The organism is Methyloglobulus sp., from assembly GCF_040079455.1.
In the GTDB taxonomy this organism is placed as follows: Bacteria; Pseudomonadota; Gammaproteobacteria; order Methylococcales; family Methylomonadaceae; genus Methyloglobulus.
On the sequence record NZ_JBEBKJ010000005.1, the window covers coordinates 63,933 to 79,269 of the forward strand.

Consider the following 15,337-nt stretch of genomic DNA (forward strand, 5'->3'; position numbering starts at 1 on the left):
GCTGTTAATTGAATACCAGTTTAGCGTTATTAAGTAGCTGTTCAGGAATGTCCAAATTCATATGTTCAGCAATCTTAGTGTTGATAGTATAGGTGATTTTGCGCGCATGTTCAGGGTGAACTGATCCTACGGGTGCGCCAGCCAATATTTTTTGTGCCAAATCGGCACATTGTTTGCCTAAATCCTCATAATCCCACGATAATGCGTAAAACGCCCCCGATTTAACCCAGTTATCAGACAAGCCAATCAAAGGCACTTTATTGCTGAAGGTTGCTAACAGCACCTCTTTTGCCGTATTGACAGACATAACCGTTTCATCAGGAATAGCAAAAAGTATTTCGATATTGTTTGCAAGCTGGTCGAGGGCATACGGTAATTCCTTGGGTGATTTAACCTCTATGGCTGTCAGATTAAAACCTGCTTGTTGACTCGCTGCCTTGGCGGCTTGAATGGTAGCTGCATTCTCGTCTGGGTTATACAAAATAGCGACCGCTTTTTGCAGGGGAAAAAACTTCCTTAACCACTGAAACTGCGTTGTTAATGGATAGCTAAGGCTAACACCGGTCATATTAGCCGACTTTTTGATCACCTCGTCCTTAAGCACCATCGTAGAAACAATAGGAATACGCGATGTCTGAAGGCTCGTCCAGTTCGTTGCCTCGCCGCCCAAGGCATAGATTAAATCAGGCTTGATGCGCTCTATTTCCTTAGCATCGGGTGATTCACCCTGCGTTAGCGTCAGTTCAGTAAACTTTATCTGGGTCTGCGCAGAAATTTGCGCTTTAAAGCCACGTATTGCCTCCTGATAAGGCGTATCACTAGAGCTGGCAATGACCAAAATAGTCGCCGTCTTTGCTGCCAGAAGTGGGGTTGACCACAGCCAAAAGAGGATGAAAGTGGCGAACAATCGTTTGAGGAAACCGTTAAAAATAGTTTCTAGGGAGTACGTCTTATCCCTTCTCCCTTGAGGGACGACTGCATCCATGCAGTCGTCACCCCGACCCTCTCCAGCAGGAGAGGGGGCAAAATCGCAGTGCAACGCATTGTTAGGAGTTAGTACGTTAAATTCCATAAATCGAGAACAAGTCAAACCGTCCGTAAAGATACAGCTTAGTGTTTGCCGCTCACCTCTGCAATTAGTACAAATACCTAGCGCACGGTGAAGTTTCGATTGAATGCTTAATAACATTTGGATCGTTGTTGGTTATTTATTTATGTAATAACAGTTTTTGTGACTAAAAAGAATTTGTAAAACCTCAAAAAGCCCCCTCTCCATTGAGGGAGAGGGCTATAAATGCTTGATTTTAATTCCCTCATCCCAACCTTCTCCCAGAGGGAGAAGGAGTTTTTTGAATGTTTAGAGATTCCCATAAGAAGAATCTCTAAGCATTCAAAAAGCCCCTTTTCCATTGCATGGGTATCTACACAAGTATCTGCCCCCTCTCCTGTTGGAGAGGGTCGGGGTGAGGAGCATAAAATCAATCAGTTAATTCTCTCTAACCCTAGCCCCCCGGCAACTGTTCCCGTCGCTGTCCTACTCCTGCATCCATGCAGAGCCGCCCCAAAGGCAGAATGGTTTTGGAGGTTTCTAAAGCGCCAGATTTAAAAATCCATACTGCCCTTAACCCTAAACTGTAAGCCGTCCTGTTGTATCGCATTTTGCTTATGGTCTGCTGAAGCCGGATCGAAATAGCGTTGGTCGAATAAATTGTAAACGCCCGCCGATAGTTCCAAGCCTTTGACCCAGTTCTGGGTATAAACGGTGAGATTGCTGATGACGTAATCACCAACCCTGCCGCCTTTATTTCCGTTGGCATCTTTAGGAGGGGTTTTTCTGCTGCTCATAAACTGGGTTTCAAAGCCCACAAACACCTTGTCTTGCCAAAGCGGGGCGATTAAATTGAGCTTAACCATATGTTCAGGGGAGTTGGTCAAGCGTTCGCCGGTTTTTTTATCTGTGGTATTCTGCCAAGAATAACTAAGCCGCCCTTGAAAGCCATCACCCCAGGTATTTTCAATTTGCGTCTCAAAGCCAATGGAGTCCACATTGCGGTTATTTTGGTATTGAACCAGACTGTCACTATTTGTTGTTGAAGTAATATTATCCGTTATGCTGGTGTGGAATACATTGAGCTCGGTACGCAATTGGCGGGTAAAATAATGCTCAATAATAAATTCCACGGTATCCATTTTTTCGGGTTTTAAGTCTCGATTCTTAACCTGTACATCAGGAATACTAAAATTTAGTTCAAATTGATTAGGCGCTCGGAAGGCTTGACCATACAACAGTTTGAAGGTTGTGCTTTGCCACGGCGCGTAGATTAAGCCAACGCGCGGGTTGATAGTGCTACCGAAAATGCTGTAATAATCATAACGTACCCCCACATTCAGGCTGAGGGTATCGGTGATGGAATAATCGTCCTGGGCAAATAATGCCCATTGATAGGTGTTGACGTTTGACCCTGGAACAGAATTAGGGGCAACTTCAAAGAAATTAGTCAAATATTGGTGAAAATTACCCTGATATTGTCCTCCCACAGTAATGTGGTGATCGTCCCACACTAACTTACTGGCTTCTAATTCGGCACGCCACCATTCACCGTAAAAAAGGTTTTTATTAATTGAAGTGGAGGACGGCGGGGTAGGGCTGGAACTAAAGGGTAAGTCGCCCCTAAAGCGGTAATTGTTGTAGGAGAGCCGCGACTGTACGTTTAATTGATTCTCAAAAGTATGGTCATACTTCAGTTCAACAAAATTAGCTTGATCAACAAAAGTTTGCGCATGGCTATTAAACTGCGTATTAAAGGAGGCTGTTGGGATGTCTTTTGTCCTATCAACGTGCAAACCCTGGAAGGAGAAATCTCCGAAACTTGCCTTCGCCATTAATTTTCTGGATTGTTCACTGTCATTACCAGTACTCAGGCCATTATTGGTCGAGGGGGCATCAAACTCTTTATAGAATAGTTTGTTATAGCCTTGGCTGTCATAAAAAGTACCGGTAACAAAGGCCTCCAGGCCATTTTTAAAGCGATTGCCATAACTGGCACTGGTTTTATGGGTATCATTGCTGCCATAAGAATATTTAATGTTCGCGCCATGTTGGTCACGCCCACGCTTAGTGATGACATTAATTACCCCGAATACGGCGCTGGTGCCATACAACGAGGAGCTGGGGCCGCGCACCACTTCCACCCGCTCAATAATATCCACATCAACTGGGAATGCTTCAGACGTGTCAAATGCATCAAACAAATTATCATTAAAGCGATGTCCATCTATTAAAAGTAACACTCGGCTATTAAAGTCCGATGGCAAACCAAATCCACGGGCACCTACGTAGCCGTTGTTTCGATCACGCGTGTTATAAAAGCCACGGAGACTTGACAAAATGGCTCCAAAGTTTCTGTAACCGTATTTTTTTATTTCATCGCCCGTCACAATGCTGATGGATGCCGGTGCCTTGGTCACTTTCTGTTCATACTTAGATGCACTATAAACCGAAGGGATGTCCTGAAATAGTGACGAGCTGCTGTCACTTGCTGGAGCTTGCAGTGTTGCGAAGTCATCTGCTGCATAAGCTAAGGATTGCAAAAGCAAAATGCCAAGATTACAGGCTAACCTTACTTGTGTTTGGTACGTCATGAGCGCCACATGGTGTTGATAAATACTGGGTATCTCTAAAAATCCCCTCTCCCTCTGGGAGAGGGCTAGGGTGAGGGTTGTAAATGCTTGATTTTAAATCCCTCATCCCAGCCTTCTCCCAGAGGGAGAAGGAGCTTTTTGAATCTTTAGAGATTCCCTACTGATGCAACTATAGATTATTTTTTGACCAATATGGTTTTTATGTGAATTTTTTTGCATAACTCGACGGACGAATGAATCTGATAATAGCAATATTTGAAATTGTAGCTAAACTGTGCTTGGGTTCTCCTTAAATTTACCTCAATAAGGTGCTAATAAATTGACCAGTTCAACACTCCACTATGACCGTACAATGAAGTTTATTTCGCATTCTTGTGATTTGGGCATTGTTCAATTGAAAGTTGAATCCGATCATTACGATGGACGAGTCGTAAGAGTGCAGGGCAGGGATATCATCAACTTTGGGAATTGCAGCTACGTGGGACTTGACACTTGTGAAGCATTGAAGCAAGGAGCTATCGATGCTGTTACGCGTTATGGTAACCTTTTTGCCAGTTCTCGGCTGGCCATTGGGTTAGACTTGAATGAACAGCTTGAGGGGTTGCTGGATCAAATTACCGGATATCATACCCTAGTAACACAGACCACGAGCTTAGGTACTTTGTCTGCCATTCCGGTAATTGTTTCACCTAATGACTTGATTGTTTTGGATCATCAAGTACATGCCAGTGTGCAAATAGCTGTAAAAATCGCGCAAAGCCAAGGCAGCAAAGTGGCTATGATCCGTCACAATAACATGACGGCGCTGGAAGATATCATCAAAAAACAAAAACGAAACTACGAAAAAATATGGTACATGGCCGATGGGATGTATTCGATGCTAGGCGATCCATGTCCCATTGAAGACATGTATGGGCTGATGGATCGTTATCCGAATTTTCATTGTTTTGTCGATGATGCCCATGGTATCAGTTGGATTGGTGAGCGTGGCAAGGGTTATACCTTAGACCGGCGGCCATTACACCCACAAATGGTATTGGTAATGTCCTTAGCTAAAGGCTTTGGAGCCTGTGGTGGTGTTTTGGTATTCCCGACCGCAGATGCCCGTCACTTGATCAGATGTTTAGGGTCATCGTTGATTTATAGTGGCCCTATACCTACGCCGGTGCTGGGCGCTTGTATTGCCTCTGCCAAGCTGCATTTAACGGATGAGATTACGTTCAGACAAAAAGCCTTACATGCCCGTATTAAGTTTTTCAAGGAGAAAGCCTATGCTTATGGCTTACCTTTAGTCAATCACAGCTTTTCACCGATTTTTTATTTTGGTGGGGGGTCAGAAGAGAATGCGTATCATATAGCCAAAAAATTGCTCGATGACGGATTCCTTGCCACTATCTGTAATTACCCTGTTGTTCCCAAAAAGAATGCCGGTATAAGGGTGTCACTAACCACACACAACACCTATGAAGATATAGAAAACCTCTTGTCAATAATGGCAGACGTGGTGGATGGTTTGGAGAAAGAAAATAAATTCGACAAAGAAAAAATCTACAAAGATTTCCGCGCGTTAGAAGTGGCATAAACAGGTAGGGGCAAAAAATCTGCGTGACGGGGTATGTTTCCGCGTGACGGGGTATGTTACCCCGTTACTCACGTTTATGCGACGGTGACGTTATTGAACCACGTCGAAATCTTGTGAACGGGGCAACATGACCCGTCCGGCTGCATAGGTATCTACACAAGTATCTGCCCCCTTCTCCCTCGAGGGAGAAGGCTGGGATGAGGGGGATGTAAATAGTTGATTTATTCTCTGCGTGACGGGGTATGTTACCCCGTTACTCACGTTTATGCGACGGTGACGTTATCGAACCACGTCGAAACCTTGTGAACGGGGCAACATGCCCCGTCCGGCTGCATAGTGGCATAAACAGGTAGGGGCAAAAAATATTCCGCGTGAAGGGGTATGTTACCCCGTTACTCCCGTTTTTCCGACGGTGACGTTATTGAACCACGTCGAAATCTTGTGAACGGGGCAACATGCCCCGTCCGGCTGCATAGGTATCTACACAAGTATCTGCCCCTTCTCCCTCGAGGGAGAAGGCTGGGATGAGGGGGATGTAAATAGTTGATTTATTCTCCGTGTGACGGGGTATGTTACCCCGTTACTCACGTTTTCCCGACGGTGACGTTATTGAACCACGTCGAAACCTTGTGAACGGGGCAACATGCCCGTCCGGCTGAGCTAAACCAAGAACGGACGCAACAATAGCTGTTGGAAAAATTACAAACCACTCAACTACATCAAGGACAATTTTGCGGCTAACCATGATTTTCAACAAAACAAATCAATTCTTACCCAAATACCCCGTCTTAATTTCCTTATACGGCAAGCGCCTACGGTATTTAACCCAAACACCTGCCGCCGCTACGAACATCAGTCCACAGGAGGCAAGGCTGGCGTAGATGAGGTGTTTGAGGTGGGAGACTTCTTCTGCCAGTTGCACGTTGGAAACCACGGCTTCGGCTTTTTTGGGTGTGTCTGAATAGGAGCGCAGCACTTTGATGTCATTTTTGAGGTCTGCTATCGTTCCTAAGGAATTATCGACAGAGCCTATTTTTACACTTTGTTCTAGCGTCTTTAATTTGCCTTCAATTGAACCACTGAGTAAGCCGATAAGCTGGCCTTTCAGGGTGTTGACTTCGGAGGATACGGCGGGATTTGTGCCTTGGGAAGCAATCGTGGCCGTGTTTATTTTTGTATAATTATTGATGCCATCCGAACTAGGGATAAACACAAAACCGACCACCAAAACAATAACCATCAACAAAAACACAGCACCCATCAGCAAACGGTTGGCTTTCACCAACTGCTGATGGGAAGGGATTGTTCTCACAACCGCCTGTAATTTAACAATCTCTGTGCGTTTTTCTTGCATGTTGCTCGTTATTATTTTGTCCACCGCTAAAAATTTGCAAAAGACTGTTATTGGGAATCTCTAAAAATTCAATAGTCCCTTCGCCCTTAGGGAGAAGGCTGGGATGAGGGGATTAAAATCAAGTATTTTAAAACCCTCACCCTTAGGTCATAAGTATCTACACAACTTTTCAATATAACAAAAACAATGGGTTGTCAAATCACCAAGCCCCCTCTCCTGCTGGAGAGGGTTGGGGTGAGGAGAATAAAATCAACTGTTTATATCCCCCTCATCCCGACCTTCTCCCTCAAGGGAGAAGGAGCAGATACTTATGCCATTAGGGAGAGGGGATTTCAAGAGATTCCTTATTATTATTTTGGCATCATCACTTTAAAACATTTTTGCAGATAATACCAACTCTGTGATTATACAAGGATAATTTTAGCTTGTTACCACTATTTTCCTGATTTTGGAGTGGCAAACCTAGGTTTGCCACTCCATGTCTATCAATCAAGTGAGAAATTTCACCCGTCCCATTATTTTGAACGCTTTGCCGACGCGATCCGCATCCGTAAGGCATTTAGTTTGATGAAACCTTCTGCATCTTTTTGATTATACGCGCCGCCATCGTCTTCAAAGGTGGCAATATTGGTGTCAAACAAGCTATCTGTTGCAGATGCACGCCCCACTACCGTCACATTGCCTTTATATAATTTAACCCGCACTTTGCCATTAACATTGGCTTGTGAGGCATCAATCATGGTTTGCAGCATCAACCGTTCAGGGCTCCACCAGTATCCATTGTAAATTAAAGACGCATAACGCGGCATGAGTTCGTCCTTCAAATGCGCGACTTCCCGATCCAAGGTTAAGGATTCAATCGCCCGATGCGCTTTCATCATGACGGTTCCCGCTGGAGTTTCATAACAACCGCGTGATTTCATGCCCACATAGCGGTTTTCAACGATGTCCAATCGACCAATGCCGTTGCTGCCAGCGATTTTATTTAGCTTTTCAATCACTTCTGCGGGACTATGGGCTATATCGTCGATGGCGACAACATCGCCCTGTGCGTAAGTTAATTCAAGGTAAGTCGCTTTATCCGGTGCGGCTTCCGGCGACACTGTCCAGCGCCACATGTCTTCTTCCGGCTCCGACCAAGGATCTTCGAGAACACGACCTTCGTAGCTAATATGCAGCAAATTCGCATCCATAGAATAAGGTGAGGACTTACCTTTTTTCATTTCTACGGGAATGTTATGCTTTTCGGCATACGCCATCAGAGTTTCACGCGAGGTTAAATCCCATTCTCGCCAAGGTGCAATAACATGGATGTCTGGCCGTAAGGCATAAGCGCCTAATTCAAAACGCACTTGGTCATTACCTTTGCCTGTTGCGCCGTGGGAAATGGCCTCCGCACCGGTTTCATTGGCTATTTCAATCAATCGCTTTGCGATTAAAGGCCGAGCAATGGACGTGCCTAGCAGATATTCGCCTTCATATACCGTATTGGCACGGAACATGGGGAAAACGAAATCACGGGCAAACTCTTCCCGCAAATCGTCAATGTAGATTTCCTTGATGCCCATTGCCTTAGCTTTTGCGCGGGCGGGTTCGACTTCTTCGCCTTGTCCCAAATCGGCTGTAAACGTCACAACCTCACACTGATACACATCCTGCAACCATTTGAGGATGACGGAGGTATCCAAACCTCCAGAATAAGCCAATACTACTTTATTAATTTTCGACATTCTGCCTAACCGTTCTACGTTAAAATGGGCAGGATTATAACTGAAATGTCGATTTTCATCAGTAAGCTAACTTAAGATATTGCTAACAATTCGGATCAAAACCCAATGATTACTGAGATATTTTGTCAGCAGACGTTAAATTGTAAAAATATTTCTTAGCTTTGCGGCGCGATTTTGAATTATAGTCGCCTCGATAAAACAACAATAAAGACCTACCTGTGGAGCCTTTCCGAATGAACGCAAGCATCATGCCGCCTGAATTAAAACAAAAAAAAGACAGGCGACAACAAAAACTTCACCATATCAACCTTCAATTAGCAGCGTTAGGACAACCCACCTGTGAAAGTGATGATGATAAGCAATACCTTGATATTGCTAATGGATTGTTGAAAAAATATTCCCAGCAACGGCGTTTGCTCGCACAATATCGCTGTCCTGCCGACCAGCGTATTGAAGATTTTCTTAACCGGTATTTACTGAGTAACGGCATTAACGAAACCATCCGTATTCCTGGCGAAACCTTTGTGCTTGAGCAAAAAGGACTGGCACGGGAACTTTCTTTACCTTATCAAGCTGATGAATTCCATTCTGCTTATATTGACTCTTATCGGATTCAACAAGGCGTACTGCATAACCCGCAGAATGATAAGCGCACTACCAAAGGAGTTTTTCATATTGCAGCGGGTGGACTGCCCGTGCCTGCTGATAAATCTGAAGTGCCAGTTGCGGCTTATGCAGCAATCCTCACTATTGCCTTATCGCCACCTGACGATTTGCAGTGCTTACCGTTTACAAGCAACCAAACCAATCCTGCAAAATTGTGGGCATCTCTTTTGCAACGGCCTATCGTACGCCCTGAAATTTCCGCTGACAACCCAGCACAAACGATGGAAATCCGATTTTTTGCGCCCGGCGGCCTGGTTGCCAACCTGGATTTTGTCGAATCTATTTTCGGTAATGCCGGAGATCCGTTTCTGCCGGAAAACGACTCTGCCTTAGATATTGACCATTGGACCGGGCACACCGGTTGCATTATCCTCGCGCCGCATCTGGTGCATTGCAACAAAAAAACGTTGGGATTGCCCCACTATGATGATGCCACACCCCGCCAACGCAAAGACGGCATGTGCTGGCAAAATGAAGATGAGTTATATAACGATGGCAAGCCTTTTAAGCTTGTGTGCCGAGATATGCAGGGCATTATCGTGACCATCATTGCCGATAATTATTTCGGCTACAGCAAAAAAGAAATCAAGTCCCAAATCAGCTATGCGTCCAATCTATTTGGCGATTGTGAAGAAGAACATGCAGGCGGCGCATTGGCCTTCCCACGGGCGATACTTGGTGAGTTGCATATACCCAGCACGTCTGAACCCGCCGTAAAACCATCGTTTGATAAAGCGTGTAAGTTGCTAGGGGCATTACTAGAGCGCAAAGACTCCGGTTATGGTGTGGATAGAAACTATCCCGATATTATCTTTGTTCCTGCGGATACCCACATCAACATCCAAGACCAGCAAATTAGCTGGTTGCAAGATAACCACCAGCAATCGCTTAAATTGCTTATTAACCACACTTATGTGTACCCGAATGGATTTCGAGTGCATATGGAGCGCCATCCTCATGCACCTAGCTGGCGGCTGGTCGGGACATATCCTGAAGGCACTTTTGTCCACAAGCCCAGTACAGTTTCGGGTGGCGGTAAATCGGAAATTTCTAAATCCATTGCCGGTGCGGTTATTTCCGGGGATTTCTTTGTCGAAGATTTCGATAAGGACATGGATTTTGTCAGGAAAATTTTTGAGCATGATTATGCCAATCGGTTTCTTGATTCCGCACTTCATGGTAGCGACCAACGCAGTCTCCTCAGCAATAAACGTACGCTCGGCTCAGTAATTAAGCTGCTGACACCTTCTGCGACCGATTATTCTGTAACTTACAACCAATGGTTAGAACAAATTCCCCAACATATTTTGGCTTTGGTGTTGATGGTAAAGCGCTTTTATAAGGAAGAATGGGGATCAAATTGGCGGGAACACTTTTCTGTTGACTTGGTCAATGGCCACCCAGGCAATGAGCTGAAATATCATGGCAGAAAGCTGATCGCCAGCTACTTACGGGTCGGTTTTGACGAAAAAGGTGCTTGGCGGGTTTTCAAATTACGGCAAGATTTTGTAGCATCCGACAAATTACAAATGGAAGATGATATAAGCGCATCAACTATTGTTCCTGTGCGTTATCTGCCCGGCCTAAACCCAGATTACAAAAATGCCAGCGTAAAACTGGTCAACAATTGTGAACAAAGTTTCTTCCAACGTCCTGATGATGCTATCCATCGCGGCACAGATTTGCAAACCGAATTGGACTTTTCTGGAAAAGACAATTTTATCTCTAACTTTCAGCCACTTAATACGGAAGATGCTAGAGATCTCTTGGAGGATGTTATCCACTTTGAGGAATTCAGCGAGCCGATGCGTAAAGTTATCCGTGAAGCTGCACAGGCAAAAAATGGTCAATATTTTGTTTCTTCTGCACACCCGCGCTTAGTTGACGGCAAAGCCAGTCAAAATGTGCGTTATTTGCAGAACAGACCCGATATTATCGCCCCTAAGATGCGCTATATTGCTGAAATATCAACACGTTTGGCAAGGGGCTTAGCAGCCGACCAGCCCGTTTATTTTCCTGTTAATGCGGTACTGGCAGGTCGTCGCAACAACCCGATAGACTTAGCCGCAGGCATTCGACCACTAGCTATTTATAACCCCATCCATTATCAGGAATTGCCAGAACTGTTCATGGATTTCATATGCAGCCTGACTGGCAAATCGCCTTCGACAACGGGTGCAGGCTCTGAAGGCGCACTTACTAAAGGGCCATTTAATGCCGTATCGGCAACCGCCGACCTCAATAATGCACTGGTATCTTTTATTTTATGTGGCTATGACGGCTTTTCTACCGCCGCTGGTTTCATTGGTTCAAAACGCCGAATAGACCATGACATCAGTTTATTAATCCCCGAAATTTGGTCGCGCTTACCCGTGGAACAACGTTGCCCTAACTATATGATTAAACAGGGACAACTGGAAAAACTTGAGGATTTTGAACATCAAGGCAAGACTGTATACGCCAGCCGACTGGGTTACCGAATTACTGAACGCTTTGTCCATACTGTGTTTGGCAAAGTGTTCAACTTCCCGACGGCGGTTTTTGATGAAGCCATGTTAAAACCTGAAACTCAAGATATGAACAGCTATGTCGATGGTGTTAATAATGTCTATGAAGCGCAGCAGCGAGTAGCTGAGATGTATTTTGAAGATGACTCCATCCATGATGCCTGTCCTCCTCTTCAGGCATTGTTGTATATCATGGCTAATGGCGAATACGAAGGCAAGACCATCAACGACCCTGCCATCCGCAATCTGTTTACCCATGACTATTTGTTACAAAGCGACTGGTATCAAAAACGGCTTAAAATTAAACAACAACGTGACAGTGAGCTTTGGCAACGCCATATGGATCATATCAAAGCCTGTTTAACTGATCTTGATCGCTTTGATCCCCTTAGCCACGAAGACCTAACAAAAAAACTGGAACAGACCGAACAGATGTTGGCAAAAATATCCAGCCCAAGCTACCTTGACAGTCTGCAAGGGACATTGGGTGCAGATTGGGTGCATCATTGATATTTTCTTAAGAAAGCCTCTAAAAATTCAAAAACCCCTTCGCCCTCTAGGGATGGAGGAAGTGCGGCAGCGAGTATTGAACTCGCGCCGTCTCCCTCTGAGCATAAGTATCTACACAAGTTTTCGGCGTAATAAAAACAATAAGTTGAAAAAGAAACGGACTCCCTCTCCTGCTGGAGAGGGTTGGGGTGAGGAGAATAAAATCAACTGTTTATATTCCCCCTCATCCCAGCCTTCTCCCCCGAGGGAGAAGGGGCAGATACTTGTGTGGATACCTATGGCATGAGAGGGAGGTAGTATTGCTTAACTTAATGGCAGTGACGTAAACCCGTGGATTCAACAGTAACAAGCCATAAAATCCCTGCTATTCCTCACCTGATAATTCTGCTCTATTTGACATTTCCGCTGAAAATACCCGAATTCTTATTTTTTACAGGTAAAATGTCAACAGAACCTAAGCAGGAATAAAAAAATGACCGTAGAAACAGGTGTGTTAGAGCGTTACTCGAAGGGCGCGGAGGCTAGACAAGCAGATTTGTGTTGCCCAGTTGATTATGACCGTGAATTACTGGAAATTTTGCCGCAAGAAATTATCGAAAAAGACTATGGCTGTGGTGATCCTTCCCGCTATGTCAAAAAAGGCGATGTTGTTCTCGATTTGGGTTCAGGCTCAGGGAAAATCTGTTACATGGCTGCACAACTGGTTGGCGATCAGGGCAAGATCATCGGCGTGGATATGAACGATGATATGCTGGCCTTGGCGCGAAAATACCAGGATGAGATGGCGCAGAAACTGGGTTCAAACCGAGTCGAATTCCTAAAAGGGCAAATTCAGGATTTGGCCTTGGATGTTTCTGCTATGGATGCGTATTTAGCAAAGAACCCGGTATGTAAGGCTGAGGATGTCATTGTGTTACGTGCTTGGCAAGAAAAGCAGCGCAATGATTCACCATTGATTAAGGATAATTCCATTGATCTCGTCGTTTCCAATTGCGTGCTGAATTTGGTGCATGATAGTGATAAACAGCAGATGATCCGGGAGATTTTTCGGGTGGTCAAACCGGGTGGTCGGGTGGCGATTTCGGATATTGTCAGCGATGAGACCGTTCCCGAACATTTAAAGCAAGATCAACACTTATGGAGTGGCTGTATTTCTGGTGCGCTTCAGGAGCATGAATTTTTAGAAGCCTTTGTCAAAGCCGGTTTTATTGCCATCAGTTACGACAAATGGGAAAACCAGCCGTGGCAGGTTGTTGAAGGCATTGAGTTTCGCTCAGTGACTATTACGGCGGTCAAACCAGAAAATGAGCCATGTATTGATAAAGGCCACGCCGTCATCTATCGCGGCCCGTTTTCAGAAGTCTATGATGATGAAGGCCACGTTTACTTCAGAGGCGAACGTATGGCTGTGTGTGAACGCAATTTTAAATTGCTGACGGGCGAAACTTACGGTGATGATTTCATTGGGATTGCACCGGCTGTTGATATTCCAGGCAAACCTTGGGACTGTGCGACGGGTTCAATCCGCGACATTTCAGAAACCAAGGGCGGACAACATCAAGATAAATGTAATTCTGGGGGGGGGTGTTGTTAAGGAAACTCTGACGAAGAGGTACCGTGACAACGCATAATATTTTAAGCGGCACACTCGGAGGGGAACTGAACCCGCCCTCCACAATTTCATCGACTTATACCAATCCCAATAAGTTCTCATCCTGACCTTCTCCAAAGGGAGAAGGTCAGGATGAGGGGATGTCATATAACAACTTATTGGGATTGGTATTATATGAGGCACAGCAGGGCAAAATCAACCAACCAAAGAACACGAGAAGATAAACCTTGTGTTCTTCGCGCTAATACTTTAACCGTCTTTAACGATAACGATTAGGATAGTTATAGAAGGGTTGGTAATAGCCTCCCCACGGCCTATAACCATAATACCCACCATAAGGATAAAACCCAGAGCCTCCATAACCAAATCCACCATACCCGCCATAGCCACCGTATCCTCCGTATCCACTATTGGAATAACGGTCGCGCTCTTGCCATAAATAGATTTGCTTCACAGCCAATAGTGGAAGCCGCATAATTTTTTTCCCAATAGTCCGTTCTGTATCGCCTGCCACAGTCCCCGCGACAGTGATTGCGGTATTTTTGGTATATACGGCAGGATCAAGAAATTCCGCGCTTTTGACAACAAAACGCCCCTGGTTAGGTTGGTCTGTATTGGGATAACCGTAACTGCCTAGCGGATACAGCAATATCTGAATAGCACTAAAAGTAGGCTCATTTTCAACTTCGATAATTGTGCCACCCCAACGTACAGGTGCATTTTTGTAATTATCGATATTTGCAAGCACTTGCTGGTACGTGATATCAGCAAGCGGAGGATTTTCGATCATAGGTGGCACATTCGAGCAAGCAGTCAAAGCAAGGCAGGCGATAAGTAAATAATTTTTCATGAACAGCTCCAGCTAAAATTTCTTGTCGAGAATTATGCTCAAAGAAATTGCATTGTAAGGTAAGGGAAATGATAAAGCGTCAACCTCCTAGGTTGGGCAAGTAAAATGTCCAATAATTCCGCCAGGCGTAATTTTTTTAAAGGTATTAACTGATTGGCTTGTTGGTAGAGGTCTTTGGCACACAACATAATTTTCTCTTGCTCAGGGTAATAAACAGTGCAAGTTAGGCTTATTTTACGTGAAATTAAAGCTATCGATTGCAATTATGGTGCAAGCTGTTTTTGATAGCGTTCAAACAAAAATGTCACGCGGGCGGCATCGTCTTTTTTGACTCCTTCGGCTTTGCTCAGGACAGGCTTGTAGCCGTAAGCGGCATCGACGGCCTTATCGAGTTGGTTGTGGACTTTGCGTAAGGCTTCGGGCATGTTGTTGGGGGCGTACAGTTGGGCTAAGGAACAGCTCGGTTCGTTCCCAAGCTCTGCTTGGGAACGAACAAAGCAAGCTCCAGCTTGCAAAACAACATTCCCAAGCAGAGCTTGGGAATGAGCAACGCAGCACTGTAATGGTCAACTAAAACCGGACACTTTTTTAGGCGGCATTCCTATCAAAATCCCTCACAAATTCCAACGGGGTTTGACAGCCTAGTTTTGAGTGTGGCCGTTTCCCGTTGTAAAAAGCCAGGTAATCAAGAATACTCAGCTTGGCTGACGCTTTGGTCCTGAATTTTTCGTAATTCAGTTGTTCATGCTTAGGGCTACGGAAAAACCGTTCCGTCGGCGCATTATCTGTAATGGTCAATATAAACCGGACACTTTTTTAGACAGCCTTCTTATAAAAATCCCGCTCAAACTGCAACGGGGATTGATAGCCTAACTTTGAATGCG

10 protein-coding genes are annotated in these 15,337 nt (G+C 44.9%); 3 read left to right on the forward strand and 7 right to left on the reverse strand.

Annotated elements, in window-relative coordinates:
• Positions 1 to 4: 4 nt before the first annotated feature.
• Complete coding sequence (locus ABL924_RS02450; RefSeq protein ID WP_349025473.1) at positions 5 to 1,189, reverse strand: ABC transporter substrate binding protein; 1,185 nt, start codon at positions 1,187 to 1,189, stop codon at positions 5 to 7.
• A 413-nt stretch (positions 1,190 to 1,602) separates the two neighbouring features.
• Positions 1,603 to 3,642: a TonB-dependent receptor gene (locus ABL924_RS02455; protein WP_349025474.1), complete on the reverse strand. Its 2,040-nt coding sequence runs from the start codon at positions 3,640 to 3,642 to the stop codon at positions 1,603 to 1,605.
• Between the two features lie 352 nt (positions 3,643 to 3,994).
• On the opposite strand from ABL924_RS02455, the gene ABL924_RS02460 reads away from it, so the two are divergent.
• The gene (locus ABL924_RS02460; protein ID WP_349025475.1) at positions 3,995 to 5,224 is read left to right on the forward strand and encodes an aminotransferase class I/II-fold pyridoxal phosphate-dependent enzyme; all 1,230 of its coding nucleotides are present in this window, start codon (positions 3,995 to 3,997) and stop codon (positions 5,222 to 5,224) included.
• A 763-nt stretch (positions 5,225 to 5,987) separates the two neighbouring features.
• Here the strand turns inward: ABL924_RS02460 and ABL924_RS02465 are convergent.
• Together ABL924_RS02465 and ABL924_RS02470 are read right to left on the reverse strand one after the other, a co-directional pair.
• Positions 5,988 to 6,578 (reverse strand): hypothetical protein, encoded by a 591-nt coding sequence (locus tag ABL924_RS02465; RefSeq protein ID WP_349025476.1) that lies wholly within the window; start codon positions 6,576 to 6,578, stop codon positions 5,988 to 5,990.
• 515 nt (positions 6,579 to 7,093) lie between these two features.
• Positions 7,094 to 8,308, reverse strand: a complete 1,215-nt coding sequence (locus tag ABL924_RS02470) for an argininosuccinate synthase (RefSeq protein ID WP_349025477.1) — start codon at positions 8,306 to 8,308, stop codon at positions 7,094 to 7,096.
• A 233-nt stretch (positions 8,309 to 8,541) separates the two neighbouring features.
• On the opposite strand from ABL924_RS02470, the gene ABL924_RS02475 reads away from it, so the two are divergent.
• The gene (locus ABL924_RS02475; RefSeq protein WP_349025478.1) at positions 8,542 to 11,991 is read left to right on the forward strand and encodes a hypothetical protein; all 3,450 of its coding nucleotides are present in this window, start codon (positions 8,542 to 8,544) and stop codon (positions 11,989 to 11,991) included.
• Between the two features lie 472 nt (positions 11,992 to 12,463).
• Positions 12,464 to 13,585 carry a methyltransferase domain-containing protein gene (locus tag ABL924_RS02480; RefSeq protein ID WP_349025479.1) on the forward strand — a complete coding sequence of 374 codons (1,122 nt, stop codon included), beginning with the start codon at positions 12,464 to 12,466 and terminating at the stop codon, positions 13,583 to 13,585.
• A gap of 277 nt (positions 13,586 to 13,862) precedes the next feature.
• Here ABL924_RS02480 and ABL924_RS02485 read toward each other — a convergent pair whose 3' ends face one another.
• The 3 genes from ABL924_RS02485 to ABL924_RS02495 form a co-directional block, all read right to left on the reverse strand.
• Positions 13,863 to 14,453 carry a Slp family lipoprotein gene (locus tag ABL924_RS02485; protein WP_349025480.1) on the reverse strand — a complete coding sequence of 197 codons (591 nt, stop codon included), beginning with the start codon at positions 14,451 to 14,453 and terminating at the stop codon, positions 13,863 to 13,865.
• 263 nt (positions 14,454 to 14,716) lie between these two features.
• Positions 14,717 to 14,968 (reverse strand): type IIL restriction-modification enzyme MmeI, encoded by a 252-nt coding sequence (locus ABL924_RS02490; RefSeq protein WP_349025481.1) that lies wholly within the window; start codon positions 14,966 to 14,968, stop codon positions 14,717 to 14,719.
• A gap of 73 nt (positions 14,969 to 15,041) precedes the next feature.
• Entirely contained in the window at positions 15,042 to 15,251 is a 210-nt protein-coding gene (locus tag ABL924_RS02495; RefSeq protein ID WP_349025482.1) for an integrase core domain-containing protein, read from the reverse strand.
• Between the last annotated feature and the right edge of the window lie 86 nt (positions 15,252 to 15,337).

Bases quoted from the DNA above. Each gene is read 5' to 3' on its own strand.
- ABL924_RS02450 (WP_349025473.1), bottom strand. From the start codon at position 1,189: ATGTTATTAAGCATTCAATCGAAACTTCACCGTGCGCTAGGTATTTGT.
- ABL924_RS02460 (WP_349025475.1), top strand. From the start codon at position 3,995: ATGAAGTTTATTTCGCATTCTTGTGATTTGGGCATTGTTCAATTGAAA.
- ABL924_RS02475 (WP_349025478.1), top strand. From the start codon at position 8,542: ATGAACGCAAGCATCATGCCGCCTGAATTAAAACAAAAAAAAGACAGG.
- ABL924_RS02485 (WP_349025480.1), bottom strand. From the start codon at position 14,453: ATGAAAAATTATTTACTTATCGCCTGCCTTGCTTTGACTGCTTGCTCG.
- ABL924_RS02480 (WP_349025479.1), top strand. From the start codon at position 12,464: ATGACCGTAGAAACAGGTGTGTTAGAGCGTTACTCGAAGGGCGCGGAG.
- ABL924_RS02465 (WP_349025476.1), bottom strand. From the start codon at position 6,578: ATGCAAGAAAAACGCACAGAGATTGTTAAATTACAGGCGGTTGTGAGA.
- ABL924_RS02470 (WP_349025477.1), bottom strand. From the start codon at position 8,308: ATGTCGAAAATTAATAAAGTAGTATTGGCTTATTCTGGAGGTTTGGAT.
- ABL924_RS02455 (WP_349025474.1), bottom strand. From the start codon at position 3,642: ATGACGTACCAAACACAAGTAAGGTTAGCCTGTAATCTTGGCATTTTG.